Annotated in this window: 16 protein-coding genes; 10 read left to right on the top strand and 6 right to left on the bottom strand. The window is 43.2% G+C overall.

Going from position 1 to position 19,501, the window contains the following annotated elements:
- Window positions 1-309: 309 nt before the first annotated feature.
- Together LYNGBM3L_RS35055 and LYNGBM3L_RS22985 are read right to left on the bottom strand one after the other, a co-directional pair.
- Window positions 310-1,185 (bottom strand): PEP-CTERM sorting domain-containing protein, encoded by an 876-nt coding sequence (locus LYNGBM3L_RS35055; protein ID WP_009149354.1) that lies wholly within the window; start codon window positions 1,183-1,185, stop codon window positions 310-312.
- Between the two features lie 191 nt (window positions 1,186-1,376).
- The gene (locus tag LYNGBM3L_RS22985; RefSeq protein ID WP_009149351.1) at window positions 1,377-1,916 is read right to left on the bottom strand and encodes a hypothetical protein; all 540 of its coding nucleotides are present in this window, start codon (window positions 1,914-1,916) and stop codon (window positions 1,377-1,379) included.
- 1,142 nt (window positions 1,917-3,058) lie between these two features.
- Between LYNGBM3L_RS22985 and LYNGBM3L_RS48905 the strand changes: the two genes are divergently transcribed.
- Entirely contained in the window at window positions 3,059-3,193 is a 135-nt protein-coding gene (locus LYNGBM3L_RS48905; RefSeq protein ID WP_267872080.1) for a hypothetical protein, read from the top strand.
- On the top strand, window positions 3,168-4,625 hold the full coding sequence (locus LYNGBM3L_RS22980) for a dolichyl-phosphate-mannose--protein mannosyltransferase (RefSeq protein WP_044494450.1): 1,458 nt from the start codon (window positions 3,168-3,170) through the stop codon (window positions 4,623-4,625). Before LYNGBM3L_RS48905 ends, LYNGBM3L_RS22980 begins: the two co-directional genes overlap by 26 nt.
- 608 nt (window positions 4,626-5,233) lie before the next feature.
- Here the strand turns inward: LYNGBM3L_RS22980 and LYNGBM3L_RS22975 are convergent.
- Both LYNGBM3L_RS22975 and LYNGBM3L_RS22970 read right to left on the bottom strand, forming a co-directional pair.
- Window positions 5,234-5,938 carry a choice-of-anchor E domain-containing protein gene (locus LYNGBM3L_RS22975; protein WP_009149339.1) on the bottom strand — a complete coding sequence of 235 codons (705 nt, stop codon included), beginning with the start codon at window positions 5,936-5,938 and terminating at the stop codon, window positions 5,234-5,236.
- A 409-nt stretch (window positions 5,939-6,347) separates the two neighbouring features.
- The gene (locus tag LYNGBM3L_RS22970) at window positions 6,348-8,855 is read right to left on the bottom strand and encodes a UvrD-helicase domain-containing protein (RefSeq protein WP_009149336.1); all 2,508 of its coding nucleotides are present in this window, start codon (window positions 8,853-8,855) and stop codon (window positions 6,348-6,350) included.
- A gap of 357 nt (window positions 8,856-9,212) precedes the next feature.
- Between LYNGBM3L_RS22970 and LYNGBM3L_RS22965 the strand changes: the two genes are divergently transcribed.
- The 6 genes from LYNGBM3L_RS22965 (at window position 9,213) to LYNGBM3L_RS22945 (ending at window position 13,694) form a co-directional block, all read left to right on the top strand.
- Window positions 9,213-9,587 carry a hypothetical protein gene (locus LYNGBM3L_RS22965; RefSeq protein WP_009149334.1) on the top strand — a complete coding sequence of 125 codons (375 nt, stop codon included), beginning with the start codon at window positions 9,213-9,215 and terminating at the stop codon, window positions 9,585-9,587.
- Window positions 9,588-9,958: 371 nt separating this feature from the next.
- A complete protein-coding gene (locus tag LYNGBM3L_RS22960; RefSeq protein ID WP_009149329.1) occupies window positions 9,959-10,819 on the top strand; it encodes an RNA-guided endonuclease InsQ/TnpB family protein in 861 nt (286 codons plus the stop codon).
- On the top strand, window positions 10,785-11,276 hold the full coding sequence (locus LYNGBM3L_RS36985) for an RNA-guided endonuclease InsQ/TnpB family protein (RefSeq protein WP_009149327.1): 492 nt from the start codon (window positions 10,785-10,787) through the stop codon (window positions 11,274-11,276). The genes LYNGBM3L_RS22960 and LYNGBM3L_RS36985 overlap by 35 nt, the downstream gene beginning before the upstream one ends.
- Before the next feature lie 152 nt (window positions 11,277-11,428).
- The gene (locus LYNGBM3L_RS22955; RefSeq protein ID WP_009149325.1) at window positions 11,429-11,674 is read left to right on the top strand and encodes an SDR family NAD(P)-dependent oxidoreductase; all 246 of its coding nucleotides are present in this window, start codon (window positions 11,429-11,431) and stop codon (window positions 11,672-11,674) included.
- A gap of 162 nt (window positions 11,675-11,836) precedes the next feature.
- Window positions 11,837-12,580, top strand: a complete 744-nt coding sequence (locus LYNGBM3L_RS22950; protein WP_009149323.1) for a hypothetical protein — start codon at window positions 11,837-11,839, stop codon at window positions 12,578-12,580.
- 1 nt (window position 12,581) lies between these two features.
- Window positions 12,582-13,694: a DNA cytosine methyltransferase gene (locus LYNGBM3L_RS22945; protein WP_009149321.1), complete on the top strand. Its 1,113-nt coding sequence runs from the start codon at window positions 12,582-12,584 to the stop codon at window positions 13,692-13,694.
- A 145-nt stretch (window positions 13,695-13,839) separates the two neighbouring features.
- On the opposite strand, the gene LYNGBM3L_RS22940 is transcribed toward LYNGBM3L_RS22945, so the two are convergent.
- Window positions 13,840-15,363 carry a group II intron reverse transcriptase/maturase gene (locus LYNGBM3L_RS22940; RefSeq protein ID WP_009149319.1) on the bottom strand — a complete coding sequence of 508 codons (1,524 nt, stop codon included), beginning with the start codon at window positions 15,361-15,363 and terminating at the stop codon, window positions 13,840-13,842.
- Between the two features lie 541 nt (window positions 15,364-15,904).
- Entirely contained in the window at window positions 15,905-17,080 is a 1,176-nt protein-coding gene (locus tag LYNGBM3L_RS22935; protein WP_009149317.1) for an RNA-guided endonuclease InsQ/TnpB family protein, read from the bottom strand.
- An 824-nt stretch (window positions 17,081-17,904) separates the two neighbouring features.
- On the opposite strand from LYNGBM3L_RS22935, the gene LYNGBM3L_RS44130 reads away from it, so the two are divergent.
- Together LYNGBM3L_RS44130 and LYNGBM3L_RS22930 are read left to right on the top strand one after the other, a co-directional pair.
- Entirely contained in the window at window positions 17,905-18,066 is a 162-nt protein-coding gene (locus LYNGBM3L_RS44130; protein ID WP_154659885.1) for a hypothetical protein, read from the top strand.
- Window positions 18,067-18,284: 218 nt separating this feature from the next.
- Window positions 18,285-19,457 carry a sugar-transfer associated ATP-grasp domain-containing protein gene (locus tag LYNGBM3L_RS22930; protein WP_009149314.1) on the top strand — a complete coding sequence of 391 codons (1,173 nt, stop codon included), beginning with the start codon at window positions 18,285-18,287 and terminating at the stop codon, window positions 19,455-19,457.
- Window positions 19,458-19,501: the final 44 nt, after the last annotated feature.

Raw genomic sequence — 19,501 nt, 5'->3', positions numbered from 1 at the left:
GAGCTATTACTTGTTGCGGAGATTGATTTTACGTTGTTCACTGATATGCATAATCGGTATCATTTCATAATAACATAATTCGGATTTTAGAGCATGTGTAACTTTGTTTGTAACTTTGTTAGTCTAAGGTAATTAGTCTAAGCTAAGAGATTTTCCTGCCGTTGGGATAGGCGTGAAGCGTAACTATTGCAGAATAGAAATCGCCCATGGCGTTCTGTCATGATTAGAATTACTGGGAACCAACACTCGCTCCTTATCGCTCTAGTTCATTGGTCAGAGTCTTTAGTCCATTTTTCGCGGGTCTCCCAATTAGCTGTGCAGTGTTTTAGTAGTTCCCTCACACTTTTTTTTGTCTTTGTTCCACTGACTTCTCACCCCTAAAGCCCCGATGGCTATTAACGCCAATATAGAGGTTGGTTCTGGAACGGAGGTGGGATCAGTTGGTGTTGGAACGGAGGGGGGATCAGTTGGTGTTGGAACGGAGGGGGGATCAGTTGGTGTTGGAACGGAGGGGGGATCAGTTGGTTCCAGTCTGACTACATTGACATTATCGATTAGTAGTCCTGAATCAAAAGCACCATCCCCAACATCTGTCACACCTATGGTGAAGGTGTAGGTTCCAGAAGCAGCAATTGTCTGAGAGTAGGTGCTAAAACCAGTTTCATTCACAAAAGGTGTCATGGAATCAGCTAATACTGAGAACGTATCAGCCAAACCACTCACCTGACCGGAAATTCCCACAAAAGCGAAGTCATTAAAATATTCGGAACCGTAATCATCTGTGAGGAAGTTGTAATCGAAATTAAGCACATCTCCTGCAACGGCTGTAAAGGTAGTTCTGATTGCTGATCCTTCAAACACCTCCCCCTTTCCCGCGCCCAGATTATCCAGCGCTGTAATGTTCAGCTCTAGAAAATTGGCTAGCTCCAGGAAGTTCTCTTTTTCCTGGGGAAGGAATGTATCTAGCTGGGCATAGAAACTGCCGTCAGTAGGTTTACTACCAAAACCTGCGGTGCGCACAGAAGCACTACCCAATGTTTCCCAGCCCGTAAAATCGTTTTCAAAACTACCATTAGTGATGATGGCAGCTGAGGCAGGATTAGTATCCAATAAACTGGCCACACCGATCAGGCTGACAATACCTGTTCTCAAAGAGAAGCACTTGTGGTTTTTAAGCTGAAACATATTTATTATCTTTGTTGAGAACTAGAGATTAGTCATGGGTAGATGCTTCCCAGTTCCAAAGTGGATATTTTGTCCGAGTAGACGCTGGAAACCCATCTGACAGTCTTGGGTTGAAGACTGACCGGATTGCTGATTGGTTCCACACGTAACCTCGAAGCTGATCTTGACAATCCTAAATCACCTGTGGTTAATCATCCGATGATAAAATCGCCATCTTCTTGAATATCTATAGTTAGATCGTTTGGATCAACATTTTTCAGGGTAGCTAATGTTCTGAAGGGGGTGTTGCCTTGAAGACCATCTCGATCTACTTTAATAAGAGCATGTGAACCAAACTGATCAATTTCCAACTCAATTTTCAACCAATCGTCAACATTGGCATCTGAATTCAAACCGTATTCTTCAACAAGATCCCAAAAGAAACCAGAGGTTAGAACCACAATATCTTCATCGTTGGGATCGAAGTTTTCGATCAGGTCCGTCCTCTCGGAAAACGTCTTATACCAGATCACATCAGCAGAATTATCAATACCAGGGTTGATATAGTCACCTCCGGGACCTCCGAATAGACTGTCAGCACCCCCTTGGCCGTAGATCTCATCTCGTACAACTTGTTCATCGCTACCTCGGAGGTCGTCATCGTGCTCTGTGCCATTTATTTGATTAATCTCTGTGTCATTTATTTGATTACTGTTTCTGCCATTTATTTGATTAGTATCTCTGGTACTCATAAGTGTTTAGTATGTGCTAACTCTGTGGGTTTTGATTGTTTGAATCCTTGAATTTTAAGTCATTAGCAGAGGCATATTTTTCTCTATTAACGATAAAAATATCTTTACTGCTACTGAGGGTTTAGAGTGGCAGCACACCCAGGAATTACTCTCCTAAAGGAGAAAAATATATTTTTCTATTTGTCCATAAAAACCTGCTAAATTATAACGATTTTTTTGGAATGTTAACTCTGGTTTAATACTAAAAATATTTTTCATTCATAATCTTTATCAATAGTTTAAGTTTAGTGAGACTTTGTGTGAAAATTGTGAAGCAATTTGATAATAATAATGAAAGGTCAAGTGGTGATGCCTATTATTAATTTTTCAATCCAGTTAGAGGAAAATCCGGAATACTTGTCTGATAATTTTTTTGGTTATATCACAATTGTATAGGCACGAGGGAGAAACGAAGGGAGGATAAGCGTGCAAAACCTTTAAAGGGTTTAAAATCCTAAAAACTACAAAAGGTATAAGAGGGATAAGGTGTACCAATTTCATTTATCCGAGCTACACATGCTGAGGAGGTATAGCGCTACGTGCAAGTCTCAAGTGAGAAGTCAGAAGTCAAAAGTAAGCATTGACTAGGTTTCGGAGTTTAGAAGCGATGCAGAGGTGCGACCCGTGGCGAATTTAATTCGCCAAGGTCAAGCGCACCATTACGGTCTTGGGGAGGCAGCGCGGTCTTGGGGGTCCCCCCCATGAGCGACTGCCGTGGTTTCCCCCACTCGCGCTTTGCATCAAGACAATGTCAAACATCTTAATGGGTAGTGCTATATAAGTTACAGGTTGTAGGTGATCAGCTTACAGGTTATTAAGCTAGTGTGCATTTAATTGGCATATTTTATATAGGACTTACGCAAATACCTCAATTTAACGCTACCTGTAGGGTTTGCAAAACCTTGACCACCATACCCATGGAGTCTGTGCGTAAGTCCTGTTATACTTTCGGAATTAGGGAAGGCAGACAAGGGGGATAAAAGGGCAGTGTTGTCTTTCCACTCTTATCTCTCTTCCCGCTCTTCCCCCAGAAAAGAATTTCTGATCAAGGTCTCCTCTACTCCAGATTGAGTAGACCTCTTGCAAAAGTATTTTTCTAATTAGTGTTTGCGTCAATTCTTGTCCACTGTTCCCAGATCCGCTGTTCCCTGTTCCCGACAACTGCCGCGAAGTCTAGTGTGCCATTGACCGATAACCCAAGCCTCGATGGTGATGATTTTGCCAAAAAAGCCGTCTGATTCGTCTATCCCCTGGTTTAGCATTGGCATAACTGCCATTGTTTTACTGTCACTCGCCCTGCGATTTTGGGGACTGGGTCGATTTAATCGCCTGGTATTCGATGAAGTTTACTACGCTATATTTGCCAATAACTACTTAACCGGTACTTCCTTTTTCAATCCCCATCCTCCCCTAAGTCAGTACATCATTGCCATTGGCATCTGGATTGGCTCTCACCTCCCCTTTGGACAGGATACGGTTAACGAGCTGACTGGTTCGTTACGGTCTACCTGGAGTTACCGATGGCTGAATGCCCTGACGGGTTCTTTGATTCCGATGGTAGTGGCGGCTTTGGCTTATCAACTCAATCGACGTCGCAGCTATGCTTTGATTGCTGCTCTGTTCGCAGCTACTGATGGTTTATTCCTGGTAGAATCCCGCTATGCCCTCAACAATATATATTTAGTGATCTTGGGATTACTGGGTCAGTTGTTTTTCCTCCTGGCTCTGAATCGTCATGGTGCCAAACCCTGGCTGATGCTAATCCTATCTGGTGTGTTTTTTGGTGCTTCCGCAGCGATTAAGTGGAATGGCTTGTGGTTTTTGTTAGGCATTTATATAGTATGGGCTGTCGCTTGGGTATGGCAATTATTTAGAACCTATTTTGGGGAGACAACCCGTACTCGTCCCATACCATCCTTAAGCCATCCATTACAACACCTGACAGAACTCAATGTCGGGCACATGGTGCTGAACTTGGTAATTTTACCAGCTCTCACCTACAGCCTCCTGTGGATTCCTCACTTACTGATGAATCCTACCCCTGGATTCTGGGAGTCTCAAGTCAAAATTTTAACCTTCCATCAAAATGTCGGCAGTGGCACTGACGTCCATCCTTACTGTTCCCGGTGGTATAGTTGGCTGTTAATGTGGCGTCCGGTTGCTTACTTTTATCAGACTGCTAGTCACACCCCTGAGGCTGTTTCCACTGACTCCCCCTTATCGGCTGGTGGGAGCAATTTAATCTATGATGTCCATGCCATGGGCAATCCTTTCCTATGGTGGCTCTCGACTACAGCAATTTTGTTGCTGTTGCTGCTGTTAACCCAACGCATCATCGAAGGGGTGGGCTGGAAATCCATACCAACCTCCTATACCTGGATTACCCTCTATTTGATCGTAAACTACGCCGCTAACCTATTGCCCTGGACGAAAGTGACTCGCTGCACGTTTCTTTATCATTATATGGGAGCTTCAGTGTTTTCAGGATTAGCACTAGCTTGGCTAGTTGACCGCTGGCTACACAGTGAGCAAAACCAGTATCGTAGTGCTGGTGTCACCGTAATCTTGGTAGTTGTACTAGCTTTTATATTCTGGTTACCAATTTACTTAGGTCTACCCTTGTCTGGGTCAGGGTATCACCTGCGGATGTGGTTCCGTTCCTGGATTTAGCGACAAGTTCTTACTATCAAAGTTCAGCACCTATTGATGTTTTATATAATCAATAATGGGCAGTTTGTCACCATTTATTTTCCCGGCTGTTGCTGGTACATAATAATAACATAAATCCAGATAGCGCTGAGCAATTACAGAATGAGCTCAGGAAAAGATTTGAAATCCAAAATCATCAAGTATTCAAGAATGATACCGGGTAGAAAAGTTATATCGATGTATTTTTGGTCACCCCTAAGGATACCGAAACAGCCTTAGAATAAGTGGCTTTCAAAGATATCACTTAAAGCAATTGAAAATTTGCTCTTAAGAATCAACAATCAACAATCAACAATCAACAATTAACGTAAGCATTCAGCTATCAGCTATCAGCTATAGCAGTCGCCAGGGCAGTTAGGACATCGACATTAGTCTCAAACCTAAGTAAGCGCAAGAGTTTTTCTGACTTCTGACTTCTGCTATATCAGCCATTGACTTGTGGCCACGTTACTTGAGGTGCTTATCGGCTATGGGCACGCTACTGTTCGTGCAGCACCTCAAGTAGCGCAATCGGTGCTTTTGAATGAAATAAGCTGACCGCTGACCGCTGACCGCTGAATGCTTACCAATTAACGATATTCCTTTCGTTGCCACAACAGTTTTAGTCCTGCGACTAAACCTAAGCCAAGGGGAGTCGTGGGTTCTGGTACTGACTCTGGCTCTGATGGTGTGTAGTCGTAAGTAACCTGAACATCCCCTTGGGCTTTTGTTGCGATCGCATTGAGTATATTAGCGGTTCCGTTAACAATCGATATGGTTTCCGCAGAGAAGAAAAAGTCTACGGGTTGAGTGCCCAGGAATGCATTAAATACGGAACCATTTGTGAATGTCTTCTCACCAGATACATTAGCTGTTAGTCCGATGAATGAAACTGCAGACTCGCCCTGGAAATCTAATGTGCCATCATAGGCAGCGACAACGGCTGAATCTCTTACTGTTGCTGTCTGTGTGAACAGGGTTGTATTATTTGCTCCGACCAATGTGAATAAGCCTTCCAGATTCCAAGTCAGAGTTGCTGGCTTTGCGTCTAGGCTTTCGCTCCGTGCGTCTCCTGACATTAGCCCGTTAAATTCTATGGTTACGGCATCAAGGGTACCGAGACTGGTGTCGAAGGGGTTGATAACAGGTGTGAGAGGCTCGTCATTGATATTTGTTGGGATCAGTGGCACTGAAGCGGATTGAACGATCGTGGCACTCCTAGCTGCAGTAGTAGTTGCCACAATACTGGTTAAGACAGAAACAGTAGCTAAGCAAATCAGATATTTGGTTTTCATTGATATGAAATTCAATCTTCATTTACAAATTAATTATTTTTTTGGTGAATGGCAATTTTATTTTTTGGTATTTATGGCCTTGTCAAATATTTTTTATCCGAATATTTTCTGATTTATTTTTTTATTATTTGTGTTATAGCGCTGTGCTCAGGGAAAAGGGAACAGGGAACAGGGAACAGGGAACAGGGAACAGGTAATAATTTAGCTTGTCACATAAATCTTTGAGCAATTATTAGTCCCTTTAATTTGTCAATAATTGAGCAGCCATTGCTATAGATAAAGTCCCATTAATCACTTACAAAATAGTCCCTGTATTTTTGTTAATCGGTAAATTTAAACTTAAAAATTGTCAGTGTTAAATTAATCATTAACCATTAATCATTAACCATTAACCATTAACCATTAACCATTAATCATTAACCATTAAAGAATTTGGAAACTGAGCATTCAATGCTGGCAATACTGGACAGGGTTTCTTCTGCTGCAAGTTATCTCCTTTACCACTAAAGGTATTCCACCGAAATGGTCCCAAATCGGCGGCGGCCATCCACAGCAACCGTTTAGCTCGGGTCATGGCTACATAGAGCAAGCGGAATTCTTCAGCAGTCTTAAGCTGTGCGGCTTGTTCCCAAGCCTCGGGTGCCATGGGTAAGGGTTTACCGTGAAGATAGGCACGAATTTGAGCTCTGGCTACTTCTGCTAGGGTAAATTCTCCCAAAAACTGAGCGGCAGTAGGTACCCACGGATTACCTGGAAGGGTGTCTTCATGGAGAAAGGGCAAGAAAACATAGTCCCAGTCTAATCCTTTGGCTTTGTGCATGGTGATTACAGTCAGTTGATGGGAACGCAGATAAGGGGAGTCTGTATTGTCTGGGTCTACAGGTTCAAAACGTTCTGAGCTAACGATTTCCTGAAGTACTGCTAGAGTTTCACTGATAGAACTGTTGCCAAAGGTCTGTTTTGCTATCCGTTCGGCTAATTTATCTGCTGTGGCTAGCTCGGATTGGTCATAGTTTAAGGTCTGAGCCAGGAAGGAAATTAGGTGATAATTGGGGAGTTCTAAACGAGCACGCAGTAAATCACAGCAGTAGCGGCGAGCTTTGATAACTGCTTTTGTCTGGGGTGGGTCCAATGGACCAGGATAGAGGAATTGTTCGGGATAGGTGGATAGAGCATTGAGGTCTTGGGTGGGAATTAACTGACGTTTTACCAAGACATCTAGGGCAGCTTTTAGGTAATCCGGAGAATGGGGACGGTCGAGAAATTGCAGCAGTGTTAGGATTTGACTGGGAACGTGGGATTCGCGATCGCGTTTTTGGACATCATACACCTCAATCTCATGCTGGCGTTTAAGATACTCCAGTTGTTCCACCACAAAGCTCCCTTGTCGATTCTCCCGCACTAACACAGCAGCGTTATGGTTTTGGTTTTTGGCAAATAGCTCCACTACTCGCTTTCCAATCAGCTCGACTGTGTGGTAAATGTCCTTAGGAGTGTAGAGTTCTAAACCTCTCCCTTCTGGATTTGGGTTGGCATCCGGTTGAGGGTCATTGGCATCTACTCGACGAATGGTTTGAGGACGAAAGGGTAGCTCGGGAGACGGTTGGGTTTGGGGGATAGAGTCTGGCTGTGGTACTGTTTCGGTAGAGTTTTTGCTGCCATAGGTGCTATTGACCCAATTCACGATAAAGTTGGCAGCATTGATGATAACCTGGCTACTGCGACCCGCTTGATCCATTGTGGCTAAACGTCCTATTCCCTGACAGTCTTGGCAAAACCAATTGAAATAAATTGGGTCAGCTGGGGTAAAGGTAGAGTTAATGGCTTGATTGGGGTCTCCAACTCGGATCAGATTTAGGGTATGGTGTTGGGAGGTTGAAGGTTGGGAGGTTGAAGGTTGGGAGGTTGAAGGTTGGAAGGTTGAAGGTTGAGAGGTTGAAGGTTGGAAGGTTGAAGGTTGGAAAGTTAAAGGTTGTTCCGGTAGCGTGGCCAATAGGCCAAGGTTTGGTTCGGCACTAGCTGGTAATGTGGCCAGGGTTTGCAAGAGTTGGTATTGTAATGGTGTGGAATCTTGGGCTTCGTCTTCAAAGACGGCAAAAAATTGATTTTGCCAGAGCTGACGGATGGCATCGTTTTCTAGCACTCTCAGCGCAGCTAGAATCATGTCGTCGTAGTCGATGAATTCACGCGATCGCACTATGGTTTGATACTGTTGATACAGTCCTGCTGCGATCGCTAATATTCCATATTCATCCGTTGTCTGTTCACTGAGGTGCCACAAATCTGCTGGTAATAACCCAGAACTTTTGGCTTCATGGATAACGGTGTAGGCCAGGTTAGGTAAAACTTCCGTTCGCAATACGGATTGTCGGCGCAACCGTTCTGTTTCTTCTCCATCAAAGCTTCGACCTTCGAGCAAGGTCAGATACCGGCGTGGATAATTAGCAATCCACTGTTCCACACAAGCACGGATTAAGCGATGACTTTGATTTGGAGTTACTAGAGTACTACTGTCTAGATTAAGTCCCGATAATTCTGGATGACGGTTAGCAATGTAGAGGGCTAAACCATGTAAGGTATAGACTACAAAACTATTTTGTGGGACCTTAAGGGTTTTTAGGTCATCGCGGATTTTAGCTCTTATACTGGCAGCGGCAGAGCGAGTGAAGGTGACTACCAGCAATTGATATCTGCTATGGAGTTGGTAATTTGCGATCGCAATTGCTGCAGCTTTTGCCATGCCAGTAGATTTACCAGCACCAGGGACAGCAGAAACCGCTAAGGTTCCCCCTTGCCAGTCGGCCATCGGTTGTTGTCCCCTTCTTAAACTATTGCGGAGTCGTTGTAGTTCTTGGGCACGCCAAGCGGAGAGCGGGGTTTGCCCTGAGTCTGACTTGGTATCTGTATCCTCTGACATGTTGAGATTTGCTGCAACTGACTATTTTTTGGTTATTTTTTGGTATTGTAATTAGCCCAGGTTGCAAACCGCTATCCCTTAAGGTTTACCCTGGTTGCTCATTCAACCATTAGACCTCGGGAGTAGGGACAGATTTTCACAGGGCACTGAGATCTTAGAGTAGCTTAATGATTATTCATTTATTGTTAGAGTGATTAGTAATTACGCAACAATAACTTAACAATTTCTGCGTTTTTTTTTTAATAAAACATGCCAAAATTACATGGGCAGTGTCAGTTCTGCTCACGATACTCTTAGCAAGGTTAACTCTAAAAGACTTCTTTCGCTTTTCTCATTTCACATTTTAAGGAGGAAATTATGAAGCGAGTTGCGATTTTTTTGATGTCTTTGATGGCTGCACTGGTACTCATTGCTACCCCAGCTCATGCGTCGATTCAAGCAGGCATTATTGAGCTGTGTTCACCAGGCCCAGTGGAAACAACAAATAATGACACAAGCACATTTAAAGAAGTGTTCTTCGCAGAGCCATTTCGGGAAGGCTCAGATGTGATCGTGATTCCAATGGTTCAAACCTTTAATGGAGCAGATACCCCTGGTGTCAGGATCGCAGATGTAACCACGAAGGGCTTTAAGTTCAAAATGAACGAATTAGTTCGGGGTGGTCCAAGGCAGGCTCTGTCAGATGGAGGACATACAAAAGAAACCATAGGTTGGATGGCTGTCGGTTTCTAATCGCTCTTAGGATTTTTTTCTGACCCCTGTCGCCTGTGCCCAATGGATGGGGTACAGGCGATTTCAGCATTTTGTAGTGAAAGTGTCACAAAGGCTGTTGCACAAGCCAAGTATTACGGAACACCCAAAGCTGAAAGCCCCGTGTTTTTAAACCGGGTCAGAAGTTACCGCAAGAATAGTGCAGCCAAAGCAAGTTGGTAGGCTATGCATTAAAGGTGACAGGTTTTGTTGTAAGGCTGCACTATTAATCAGGTTTCGTCTCCGGGATGAAAGCTAGTAGCGACTTTAGTCGCCGTAAATATTTGAATCTGTCCGGGTATTTGTCGCCAGATAGTGTAGAATAAAATAGTAACGGAGGAGGTCGATATCCGGTGATCATACTTGAATTCAAAGCGTACGGTAAAGATAGTCAGTACACTGCAATAGACGAGGCTATTCGGACGGTCAAGTTTATTCGTAATTCTTGCATTAGATTGTGGATGGACAATAAAGGGACTGGAAAATATGATCTTAGTAAATACTGCAAGATACTAGCTAAACAGTTTCCTTTTGCTAATGAACTAAACTCAACGGCACGACAAGCAGCTTCTGAGCGTGCATGGTCATCTATAGTCCGGTTTTATGACAACTGCAAAAAGAAAAAACCCGGCAAAAAGGGTTTTCCTAGATTTCAGAAGCAATGTAGGTCGGTAGAGTACAAGCAGTCTGGGTGGAAACTGTCTCCTGATAAAAAGGCTATAACCTTTAGCGACAAGAAAGGAATAGGGAAACTTAAACTCAAAGGGAAATGGGACTTGTGGCAATTTGACAAAAATCAAATTAAGCGAGTCCGAATTGTGAAACGAGCTGATGGGTACTATGTGCAATTTTGCATAGCAGTTGACATAAAAGAAGACCTAAAACCTTCCTGTAGAAACGTCGGATTGGATGTAGGACTAAAGGAGTTTTATACTGACTCTGATGGAAATACTGAACCTAATCCTCATTTCTACAGGAAGGGAGAAAAGCGTTTAAAATTTTACCAACGTCGAGTATCTCGCAAAAAGAAAGGCTCAGCCAACCGTAGGAAAGCAGTTAATAGGCTAGGCAGGACACACCTTAAAATAAGTAGACAACGTGAAGAACATGCCAAGAGACTGGTTAGAAGTTACCGCAAGAAGAGTGCAGCCTTTATAGTTGATAGGCTATGCATCAAAGGTGGCAGGTTTTGTTGTAAGGCTGCACTCTTCTAAGGTTTCGTCTCCGGCACGTTGCGTAATCCGGTCTAACGACCTGGTAGCCTACGAAGATTTAAGGGTTAAGAATCTAGTAAAGAATCATTGCCTGGCTAAGTCTATTAATGATGCTGGCTGGTATCAGTTCAGAAAATGGTTAGAGCATTTTGGGACTAAATTTGGCAGAGTAACTGTAGCAGTAAACCCTGCTTATACAAGTCAAAACTGCTCTAAGTGCGGTGAAACAGTCAAAAAATCACTATCAACTAGAACCCACGTCTGTAAGTGTGGATGCAAGTTAGATAGAGACCACAATGCTGCGCTGAACATTTTAAAACGAGCCTTGGGTACGGTGGGGCACACCGGAACCTGGATCCTAGATCCCAACGCTTCGGGAGATCTGACCTCTACTGTCCTTGGTCCCGGCCAGGTTCAGCAAGTCGGGTCGTTGAGCGAAGAATCCCCGCGTCTTTAGACCGGGGAGTGTCAATTAACATCATTTACTCTCAAAGAAATTGACCGTATTAAGCGCGATCGCAAGACAGTAGCAGTAACAAAATCTGTGAAGGTTGCTAGTTTCTCAGTTTAAGATGAACAAGTCCACTACACACAGGGAACTTCAATATCATGGCAAATGGTAAATCCAAAGTCGCACTGATTACCGGCGCATCATCGGGTATGGGCAAAGAAATGGCCAAATCTCTGCTGAAGGATGGTCTGACCGTGGTAGTAGCGGCACGTAGTGTCGAAAAAATGGCTGACCTTAGAGAGTTGGGTGCTCACCCGCTGCGTATGGACATCACCGATGAGGCAAGTATCCAGGCTGCAGTGAATGAAATTCAAGACACTTATGGCAAGGTTTCGCCCCGCTGACCTTAACCGTTAGACTTTGCTGAGTCTCGGTAGATGGTCTTGCAGAACTGTTAACATTGACTTTGTCTTTGGGATGTGCTTCCATTGTCAAGCACCAAATGCACTACAGTTGCGTGTACCTAAAGGTGAGAGTGATCGCAACATTGGGCTAGACAAATCATTATGGATCAAATCATAGCAAAGGTTTTCTTAGAATGCGTTCGCGCCATCGATGCCAGCGAGTTGATAAGTCGCGTTTCTTCCACGGACAAAGAGTTTAGCTTTCAAAATTGGTTTGCTGTTCGTCTTGAAAGGCTTTCCTTGAACTTCGATGAACCTTCAAGAAATGCTTATCCAGACTTCAGGCTTGTTGATTTCCCCCTTGGCTTCGAGATCAAAGGATTAGGATTTCCAGGCAGGGAAGCAAACTATGACTGCAATAGTCAAGTGCCCTCAGGTCTGCATAATGGGAGGACAATTTACTATGTGTTTGGACGATACCCAGCAAAAACCAAGGAAAAGAACTATCCAGTCTATGATCTTGTCATGTGTCATGGCAATTTCTTAAATGCAGACCATTCTTATATCCATAAAAATAAGAATCTTAAAGGTTTCGGTAGCTATGGAGACATTATGATTCGTGACCGAAAAATGTATGTTGCACCTACACCATTTGCCCTTACGGATGGCACAGAACGCCAAGTTACTCTGATTGCTCCAACTGGCTTTAAATTTGGTATAGATTTAAAACACTCGGGTACTATCACACGTATAGAGACTTCAAGGCTGATAAGGGGTTATTACTTTGATATGATTGAACATACGCTTACACCTTCCTATATAGATAATCCAAACGCAGGAAAGAAACACACATTTGAAGTTTTCCGTGCAGCCAAATCTTTAGGACCAACAGTCACTCTTCGTTGATATGGAACTTTCATTCACAAGTCTTTTTTCTGGTGCCGGTGGCTTAGATATCGGCTTTGAAATGGCTGGTTTTCAACATCTCTACTCCACAGATATTGATACATGGAGCGTTAAAACACTCCGTAATAATCGACCTGAATGGGATGTTGAAGAAGCTGATATTCGAGAACTATCAGAAAGAGATTTACCTGATAGTGATGTAATTTTAGCAGGGGTTCCATGTCAGGGGTTTTCACTGGGCGGGAATCGAAAGGAAAACGACGAGAGGAATTTTCTGTTTCAAGAAGTTGTCAGAATGGCAAAGATCAAGAAGCCTCGCTTTATCGTAATTGAGAATGTTCTCAATCTCAGGAGAATGAAAGAACCCAAAAGTGGAAAGCCTTTTGTTGACGTAATTTCAGAGCATTTCAAGAGTCTTGGATACTACATAAAATATAATGTCTTCAGAGTATCTGGTTTTGGAGTGCCTCAAACGAGAAGAAGATTTATTTTTATTGCCAGCTTCGACCGATTTCCCTCAGGTTTTCACTGGCCCACGCCAGAGCCAGATACACCAGCATCAGTATATTTAGGTGATCTGGCTGTAAATCCATTCATTTCCCTTCCTAATCATTGTCCTGAATGGGGGTTCAAAAGCCGTGTTCATGAGGAGACTGGAAAGGAATTTGATCCTACTGAGACACCTGTACCATGTAGATTCTCTCGAACTGGATCTGACGGACACCCAATAAGATCTTTGGATGCCCCATTTCCTGCTATTGATACTGGAACTATTTGGGGGTGGGCTCAGGGAAATGTGGTGGCAGAAAGAAAGGAAAAAGATCGCGTCAATGGGCTATTTGTAAGGAATCCAAATATTAGCTTAAAGCTCTGGCGTATCAGTGCAAGCCGTCTGCGACGCTTTACTAATCGTGAATATGCCCGACTTCAAACTTTCCCAGACTCATGGGTATTTCATGGAGGAAATAAACGTCATGTCCACCAGCAGATTGGCAACGCTGTTCCTGTACAATTCGCCTATCGAGTTGCCTGTTTTCTTCAAGCAGTTTACGAAGCACAGTGTTTAGGGCAACCAATGAATTTATTTAGTGACATACTCCCGACGTTGCCCTAACGGGACAACGCGGGCTTCTTGCCAACACCAGGTATCCCTTCGGTTGCTCGGCAAGCTTATTAGAGTCGATGTCCGGTATTATCCGGAGCACCTCTCCTTCAAAGCCGTGCGTGAGACTTTCATCTCACACGGCTCCTAGATTCTCTCAACCTCTCGGCTTGCCTTTTGGCTTGCTCCAGTGAATTTGTTGGTGGCAGCTTTGATGAATTGCTGCTAGGTTCTTTAGCTTCCAATTGTCGTGGTTTCCATCTACATGATGAAGGTGTACAGATTCGTCGCAATTGAACATTAACCCGCAATGTTCACAAGAATGGTTTTGTCGTTTCAAAGCCTTGGACGTATGATTGTCGTAGAGCGTACTTTTCCGTTTGCTCCAATAGACTAAGTCTCCATCGTAAGGGGACTTAGTCCCTGTGACCATAGTGTGTCCAAAACGTTTAGTCCTTACTGTAGGGAATGCCTTTTTGCATAATTCCACTGCTTCATAGCGGTTCATTTTCTTTTCCTTGAGGAATTTTCTTTTTGCCGCTTTGTTAGGGAACCATAGACTATCCCGAGAATCGCTCATGTCACACCATTTATGGTAGTTTCGCCATCCTCTTACAATGGGAGCTAGTTTTTTGGCTTTGACCTTTGCACCATAATTCGAGCTATTGACTACGGCTTTAATCTTCTCGCGTATTTTCCTATGATTATCCGCTGAGGGTTTACAATGGAATGTTCCGCTTGGCTTGACTCGCATCTGCCAGCCAAGGAAGTCAAAACCGTCTGTCGTTTTGGTTATCTTGGTCTTTTCTTGACTGATTTCGAGACCTCGTTCTTCCAGAAATTTTTCCACTTTTTGAAGAATTTTTCCGGCGTCATCTTTTGGTTTTAAAAATATCACCATGTCGTCTGCATAGCGGACGGATGGATGGATATCTTCTATTCCATCAAGTGCGATATTGGCTAAAAGGGGGCTAACCACTCCTCCCTGGGGAGTTCCTTGTTCAGGGAATTCCGGGCTGATGCCAGCTTTTAAACACCTGAAGACCCCTTTCTTCACATGTGCTGGTGCTATCAACCTATCCATGATGGATTTATGAGAAATGCGGTCAAAACACTTTTTAATATCTAGCTCAATTACCCTTTTAGTGATGCCTTTTTTTCCTTTATTCAGGTTGGTGAATATGTACATTTGGGCATCATGTGCGCCTCGCCCAGTCCTAAACCCGTAACTCCGGGCGTGAAAGATAGCTTCGTGCGCAGGTTCGAGGGTGTATTTTACTAGACATTGCCATGCTCTATCAGCGATAGTTGGTATTTTAAGCATCCGGGTTTTCCCATTCTTTTTAGGGATTGGTACTTCCCTTAGTCCGCTATGAAACCAGGTGTGGCCATAGTGGTTCAGATTGTCTACCAATTCAATTCGCTCTCGGTAATTGAGGTTTTCCTTTCCATCAATTCCGGCAGTGCGTTTACCCTGATTTAATTGAGTCACTTGACGAACGGCCAAAAGTTGAGCTGAACGGGATTTCATAATCAGTTTTTGTAAAGACCGAGCTTTCCTCAAGTCGCCAGCCTGAACTGCTTTATATATTCTTCTTTGTAGGCGGAATAAGTTTTGGCGGAGTTTCTTCCACTTCTGACTTTTCCAAAGTTCGCTATGTGAATTCATGCGTCTAACCATACTCTACTTTGGTTGAACATATTCTGAGAACCCGTGCCCAGTTTTGAACACATCTTACCCGACAGTAGGGATTAGACTTGGCATAGTTTACCGGGGTTTCGACCGTTCCCCAGACCTATTATTGCTGTCGTTTTTACTCGTTCCATCCTGAAGATTGTTTTGGCGATTTAGGTCAGTTCAATTTGCCTATTCTCCTCTCAGAGATTACGGATATCGTAGTAATGACTCCGTGAGAGTAGAGAATTTATTCCACATATTTTATTCAGGTTGTGGTTGCCGTCTTAGACACTTTTTTAGAACTACTTAGACCTGGTCGCCTCCCCGTTAGCGCCAGTGTTGTTACCTGCTTTTGGTCAACTGATTGCGCCCTGTTACCAGCGTCACTCTGTGAGTTGCCGCTCACTCGGTGTGGTCAGATAGGGAGTCACTTGTCTCTTCAAGGGTGGGACTTTCACCCACATCCTGAGGATAGTTAGGATTTTTGAGGTTAGACCTCACGAATCCCCCTAATCATACCCCTTTCTATTACGAAAGGCTCCTATTAGGAACGAGCCGCACTACTACTGACGGAATGCCCTACCGCCAAATTTAATACATTGATCGCCGCATTCACATCCCTATCTGCTGTGTATCCACAATGAGGACAAGAATGAATGCGGTCTTTAAGTTTTTTTGGTACCTTTTTCCCACAATTTGAACAGTTTTGGCTAGTATTTCGAGGATTCACTGCAACTGTAAGTAACCCAGCATTTTCGGCTTTGGTTGACAGTATAGACAGGAATTGACCCCAGCCAGCGTCTAGTACAGACTTGGCCATTTTAGTCTTAGCCAAACCCTTAATATTTAACTTCTCATGAGCAACTAGGTCGTGATTGTCTAGTAAGTTTTTCGCTGTTTTGAAGTGAAAATATTTTCTAGTATCGGCCACTTTTTTATGAGCTTTCCCTAGTTTAATAACAGCCTTTTTTCTGTTGTTGCTACCTTTTTTGGATCTGCTAACGGCTTTTTGAATCTTCTTTAGTCGTTTTTGAGCTTTCCGATAGTATTGAGGAATTGGCACCTCAGAGCCATCCGACTTAACCAGAAAGGACTTAAGACCCATATCTATCCCAACAGGACTAGAGGCGCTATCTACTGGGATAATATTTGGAACAGAATCATCCTGAATAGATAGTGTGACGTAGTACCCGTCAGCTTTTCGGGTTATGGTAGCCGTTTTGACTTTAAACCCTTCGGGGATAGGCCGATGGTAAATCATTTTGACCTTCCCAAATTTAGGAAGAGTCAAAATACTCCCAGTTATCGGGTTCTTAGAAAGAGCGGGGAAAGTAAACGATTTGTATCTATTTTTACTTTTAAATCTTGGCCTGCCACTTTTCTTTCCGTTACTGTCTCCTTTCAGGAAACGTTTAAAGGCTAAGTCTACCCGTTTAACGCAATCTTGCAAAACTTGAGACTGAACTGCCCCGTACCAAGGTCTATCCTTTTTTAGTTGAGGTAAAGTCTTTTTCTGAGAAAAGTAATCAGGATTATTTCTTAGTTCTGGCAAGTGACACACCAAAGGACAGGAGTTTATAGAACAACGATTTTGCTCATACCAGCTAAACCGATCAGCCAATAAGTAGTTATATTGATGACGGAGCATATCCAACCATCTTTCTACTTCCGCTTCTTGTGGCTTTGTTAATCTTAACCGGTACTGATAAGCTGACCTCATTGTTGCTATCTCCTATTTTTCGACCTACTATAAAGGTAATAAATGTTATAACATTTGTCAATTCAAAAATAAAATATCAACAATTTGTAATCAGAATGAATAATTTTGAAAAACACCAGTTAAAACAGGAAGCCGACCGAAGGGGGATGACTTCATCTGAGTTGCTAAGAAGTTTAATAGCTCGTTTCCCTGAGCCAAAAAATACCTAGTCGGCAATTCCGTTTCACTTCATTGCCCCGCTATCATCCTAGGGACGAAACCTTAGAATAGTGGAGCCTTAATCAATAAGTTTTAACTCTTTTATGCATAGCCTGCCAACCATAAAGGCTCCACTATTCTTACGGTAACTTCAAGACGCTCACCTTATCAGGTAGAGCGCGGGGCTTCTCGCGGACTAGCTAATAATACGGTATTACAACTGGAATTGAATTTATAACTCAATAATTTGATATGATCAAGCCGATTGATAGGTTGGTTTGAAGGACAAAGCCCAACAAGACCCCAGCCATCCCTAGCCGTGTTAACAGGGTGACAATGGGCAGGTCGAAGCTGGAGATTATTATAGGGATTCCCAGTTATGCTCCCAGTTACCGCCTTTTTACTCCCCTTGAAAAATTGGTCACCAGTGGCTACTGTAGCATTAATCCTGTCACCTCAGCACTAGGGCAGAGGGACTTTCACCCTCACGGTTATTCAGTTACAAGGCGCAAGTCCTTGCAATTTTTCCCTAAGTCATAATAGCCTAATTTAGGATGAACGAATCGTACACACCTGGCTGCACCTGAAGCTTGGTATTTCAAGGCGTCCGGGCACATTTCTCAAACTTGTCCACCCAGGTAAACCCCATCGTTAGACGGAATGGCAGCGTAAGCATTCAGCACTCAGCCGTCAGCCGTCAGCCGTCAGCCTTGTGGCACAGGCTTTGGCCTTGGCCGTTGGCCACGCTACGCGAATGGCCACGCTGTGCGAACGATGCTGGGAGGTAACTCAGCATTATTCCAATGCTTACCGGTTTTATTCAAAAGCTGTTCGCTTAGCGTGCGAGGAGTAGCGCATTAGCTGATACGCGACACGCTGATAGCTGAATACTTACATGGCAGCAGATTTCCAAGCTGACAAAAGAGCGCCGCTAAATATTTGGCGTTTTGGTATATAATACAGAAATAAAACCTAATTTTCTGGAAAATTGTGTGTTTAAAGCTTAATGTATAACCTTAATGATTTTTTAAAATATGCTAATGTTTCACAGCGCCCAATCCTAGAAATTGCCTTGGAAGCTTTGAGGCTCCGATTCTCCTCCCCTTATCTCGATCTATCCGAGTATCTAGATTTTAAACTATACCTTAATGACCTTACTTTATCCGAAAAGGCAGCCTTTTGTGGACATCGCATGCAATCTACTCTTATAGAGATACTAGTCGATGAATACTCTAAATTTATGAGTATTGACAAGGTAACAATGTACTTATTGTTTCGTGCTAGTGGTTTTCCAACACCCGAGATTCATGCAATTTATCGGTCTCGTCGCCCAAGTGTTTTACTAAATATTGCTACACCACAAGACCTTGAAGACTACCTTAGAAAGCCAGGATCATTACCGATTTACTTTAAGCGGTCTTCAGGTTCCTATGGTCACGGTAATACCTTGGCTGATCACTTAAATGGCGACATGCTCCACCTTGGTACGGGTTCTTCAGAACCACTCAGGGATTTTTGTTGCTCCCTTGATGACGGAGGAACCCTGGGATGGATTTTGCAGGAACCTCTCACTGCTCATTCTGAAATTGCTGAGATTTCTGGTACAGAGAAAATTTCGAGCATCAGAATACACACTATTTTATTGGACTCTGGCCCGCAAATAATGAAAGCAATCTTTAAAGTAAATGTGGGCAATTTAGACTGTGACAATTTTCTGAATGGTACAAGTGGAAATCTGTTGGCGGCTGTAGATATCAAAACGGGTAAAATCTTCCGTATTATCTCTGGTACTGGCCTGGATCAAATTGAAAATCCTTTACATCCGAAAACTGGCAGGAATCTACTTGGATTTCAGATCCCCTACTGGAACAAGGTAGTCGAACTTGTAATCGAAGCACATCTGGCCTTTCCAGGCTATCTTTGTCCTTCTTGGGATGTTGCTATTTGTGAGACTGGACCAACAATACTTGAGCTTGGCTACTTTGGTGATGCTAACGTTTCTCAGCATGCCTATCGGCGTGGATTTATGGATCCAGAATTCATGAATTTTCTCCAGATTTGGAAAATTAATAAAATGCTCTACATGACACCAAAAAGAAGACGAAAACTCCTAGCTTCATCTGGGGCATCATCAATTAAGGGACATGTAGGCATAAAAAGATATCATTGGCAATGGTAATTAATAACAAATTTTCAGGTTAAAAAAAATCAACTAAACTAATA

Source organism: Moorena producens 3L (assembly GCF_000211815.1).
Lineage (GTDB): Bacteria > Cyanobacteriota > Cyanobacteriia > Cyanobacteriales > Coleofasciculaceae > Moorena > Moorena producens.
The sequence above is the reverse complement of the archived record's forward strand: the minus strand, read 5'-3'. Positions and strand labels throughout refer to the sequence as shown.

What these genes read in the sequence shown, in the direction of transcription:
- LYNGBM3L_RS35055 (WP_009149354.1), bottom strand. Translation starts at nt 1,185, where the DNA reads ATGTTTCAGCTTAAAAACCACAAGTGCTTCTCTTTGAGAACAGGTATT.
- LYNGBM3L_RS22985 (WP_009149351.1), bottom strand. Translation starts at nt 1,916, where the DNA reads ATGAGTACCAGAGATACTAATCAAATAAATGGCAGAAACAGTAATCAA.
- LYNGBM3L_RS22980 (WP_044494450.1), top strand. Translation starts at nt 3,168, where the DNA reads ATGATTTTGCCAAAAAAGCCGTCTGATTCGTCTATCCCCTGGTTTAGC.
- LYNGBM3L_RS22975 (WP_009149339.1), bottom strand. Translation starts at nt 5,938, where the DNA reads ATGAAAACCAAATATCTGATTTGCTTAGCTACTGTTTCTGTCTTAACC.
- LYNGBM3L_RS22970 (WP_009149336.1), bottom strand. Translation starts at nt 8,855, where the DNA reads ATGTCAGAGGATACAGATACCAAGTCAGACTCAGGGCAAACCCCGCTC.
- LYNGBM3L_RS22965 (WP_009149334.1), top strand. Translation starts at nt 9,213, where the DNA reads ATGAAGCGAGTTGCGATTTTTTTGATGTCTTTGATGGCTGCACTGGTA.
- LYNGBM3L_RS22955 (WP_009149325.1), top strand. Translation starts at nt 11,429, where the DNA reads ATGGCAAATGGTAAATCCAAAGTCGCACTGATTACCGGCGCATCATCG.
- LYNGBM3L_RS22950 (WP_009149323.1), top strand. Translation starts at nt 11,837, where the DNA reads ATGGATCAAATCATAGCAAAGGTTTTCTTAGAATGCGTTCGCGCCATC.
- LYNGBM3L_RS22945 (WP_009149321.1), top strand. Translation starts at nt 12,582, where the DNA reads ATGGAACTTTCATTCACAAGTCTTTTTTCTGGTGCCGGTGGCTTAGAT.
- LYNGBM3L_RS22940 (WP_009149319.1), bottom strand. Translation starts at nt 15,363, where the DNA reads ATGGTTAGACGCATGAATTCACATAGCGAACTTTGGAAAAGTCAGAAG.
- LYNGBM3L_RS22935 (WP_009149317.1), bottom strand. Translation starts at nt 17,080, where the DNA reads ATGAGGTCAGCTTATCAGTACCGGTTAAGATTAACAAAGCCACAAGAA.
- LYNGBM3L_RS22930 (WP_009149314.1), top strand. Translation starts at nt 18,285, where the DNA reads ATGTATAACCTTAATGATTTTTTAAAATATGCTAATGTTTCACAGCGC.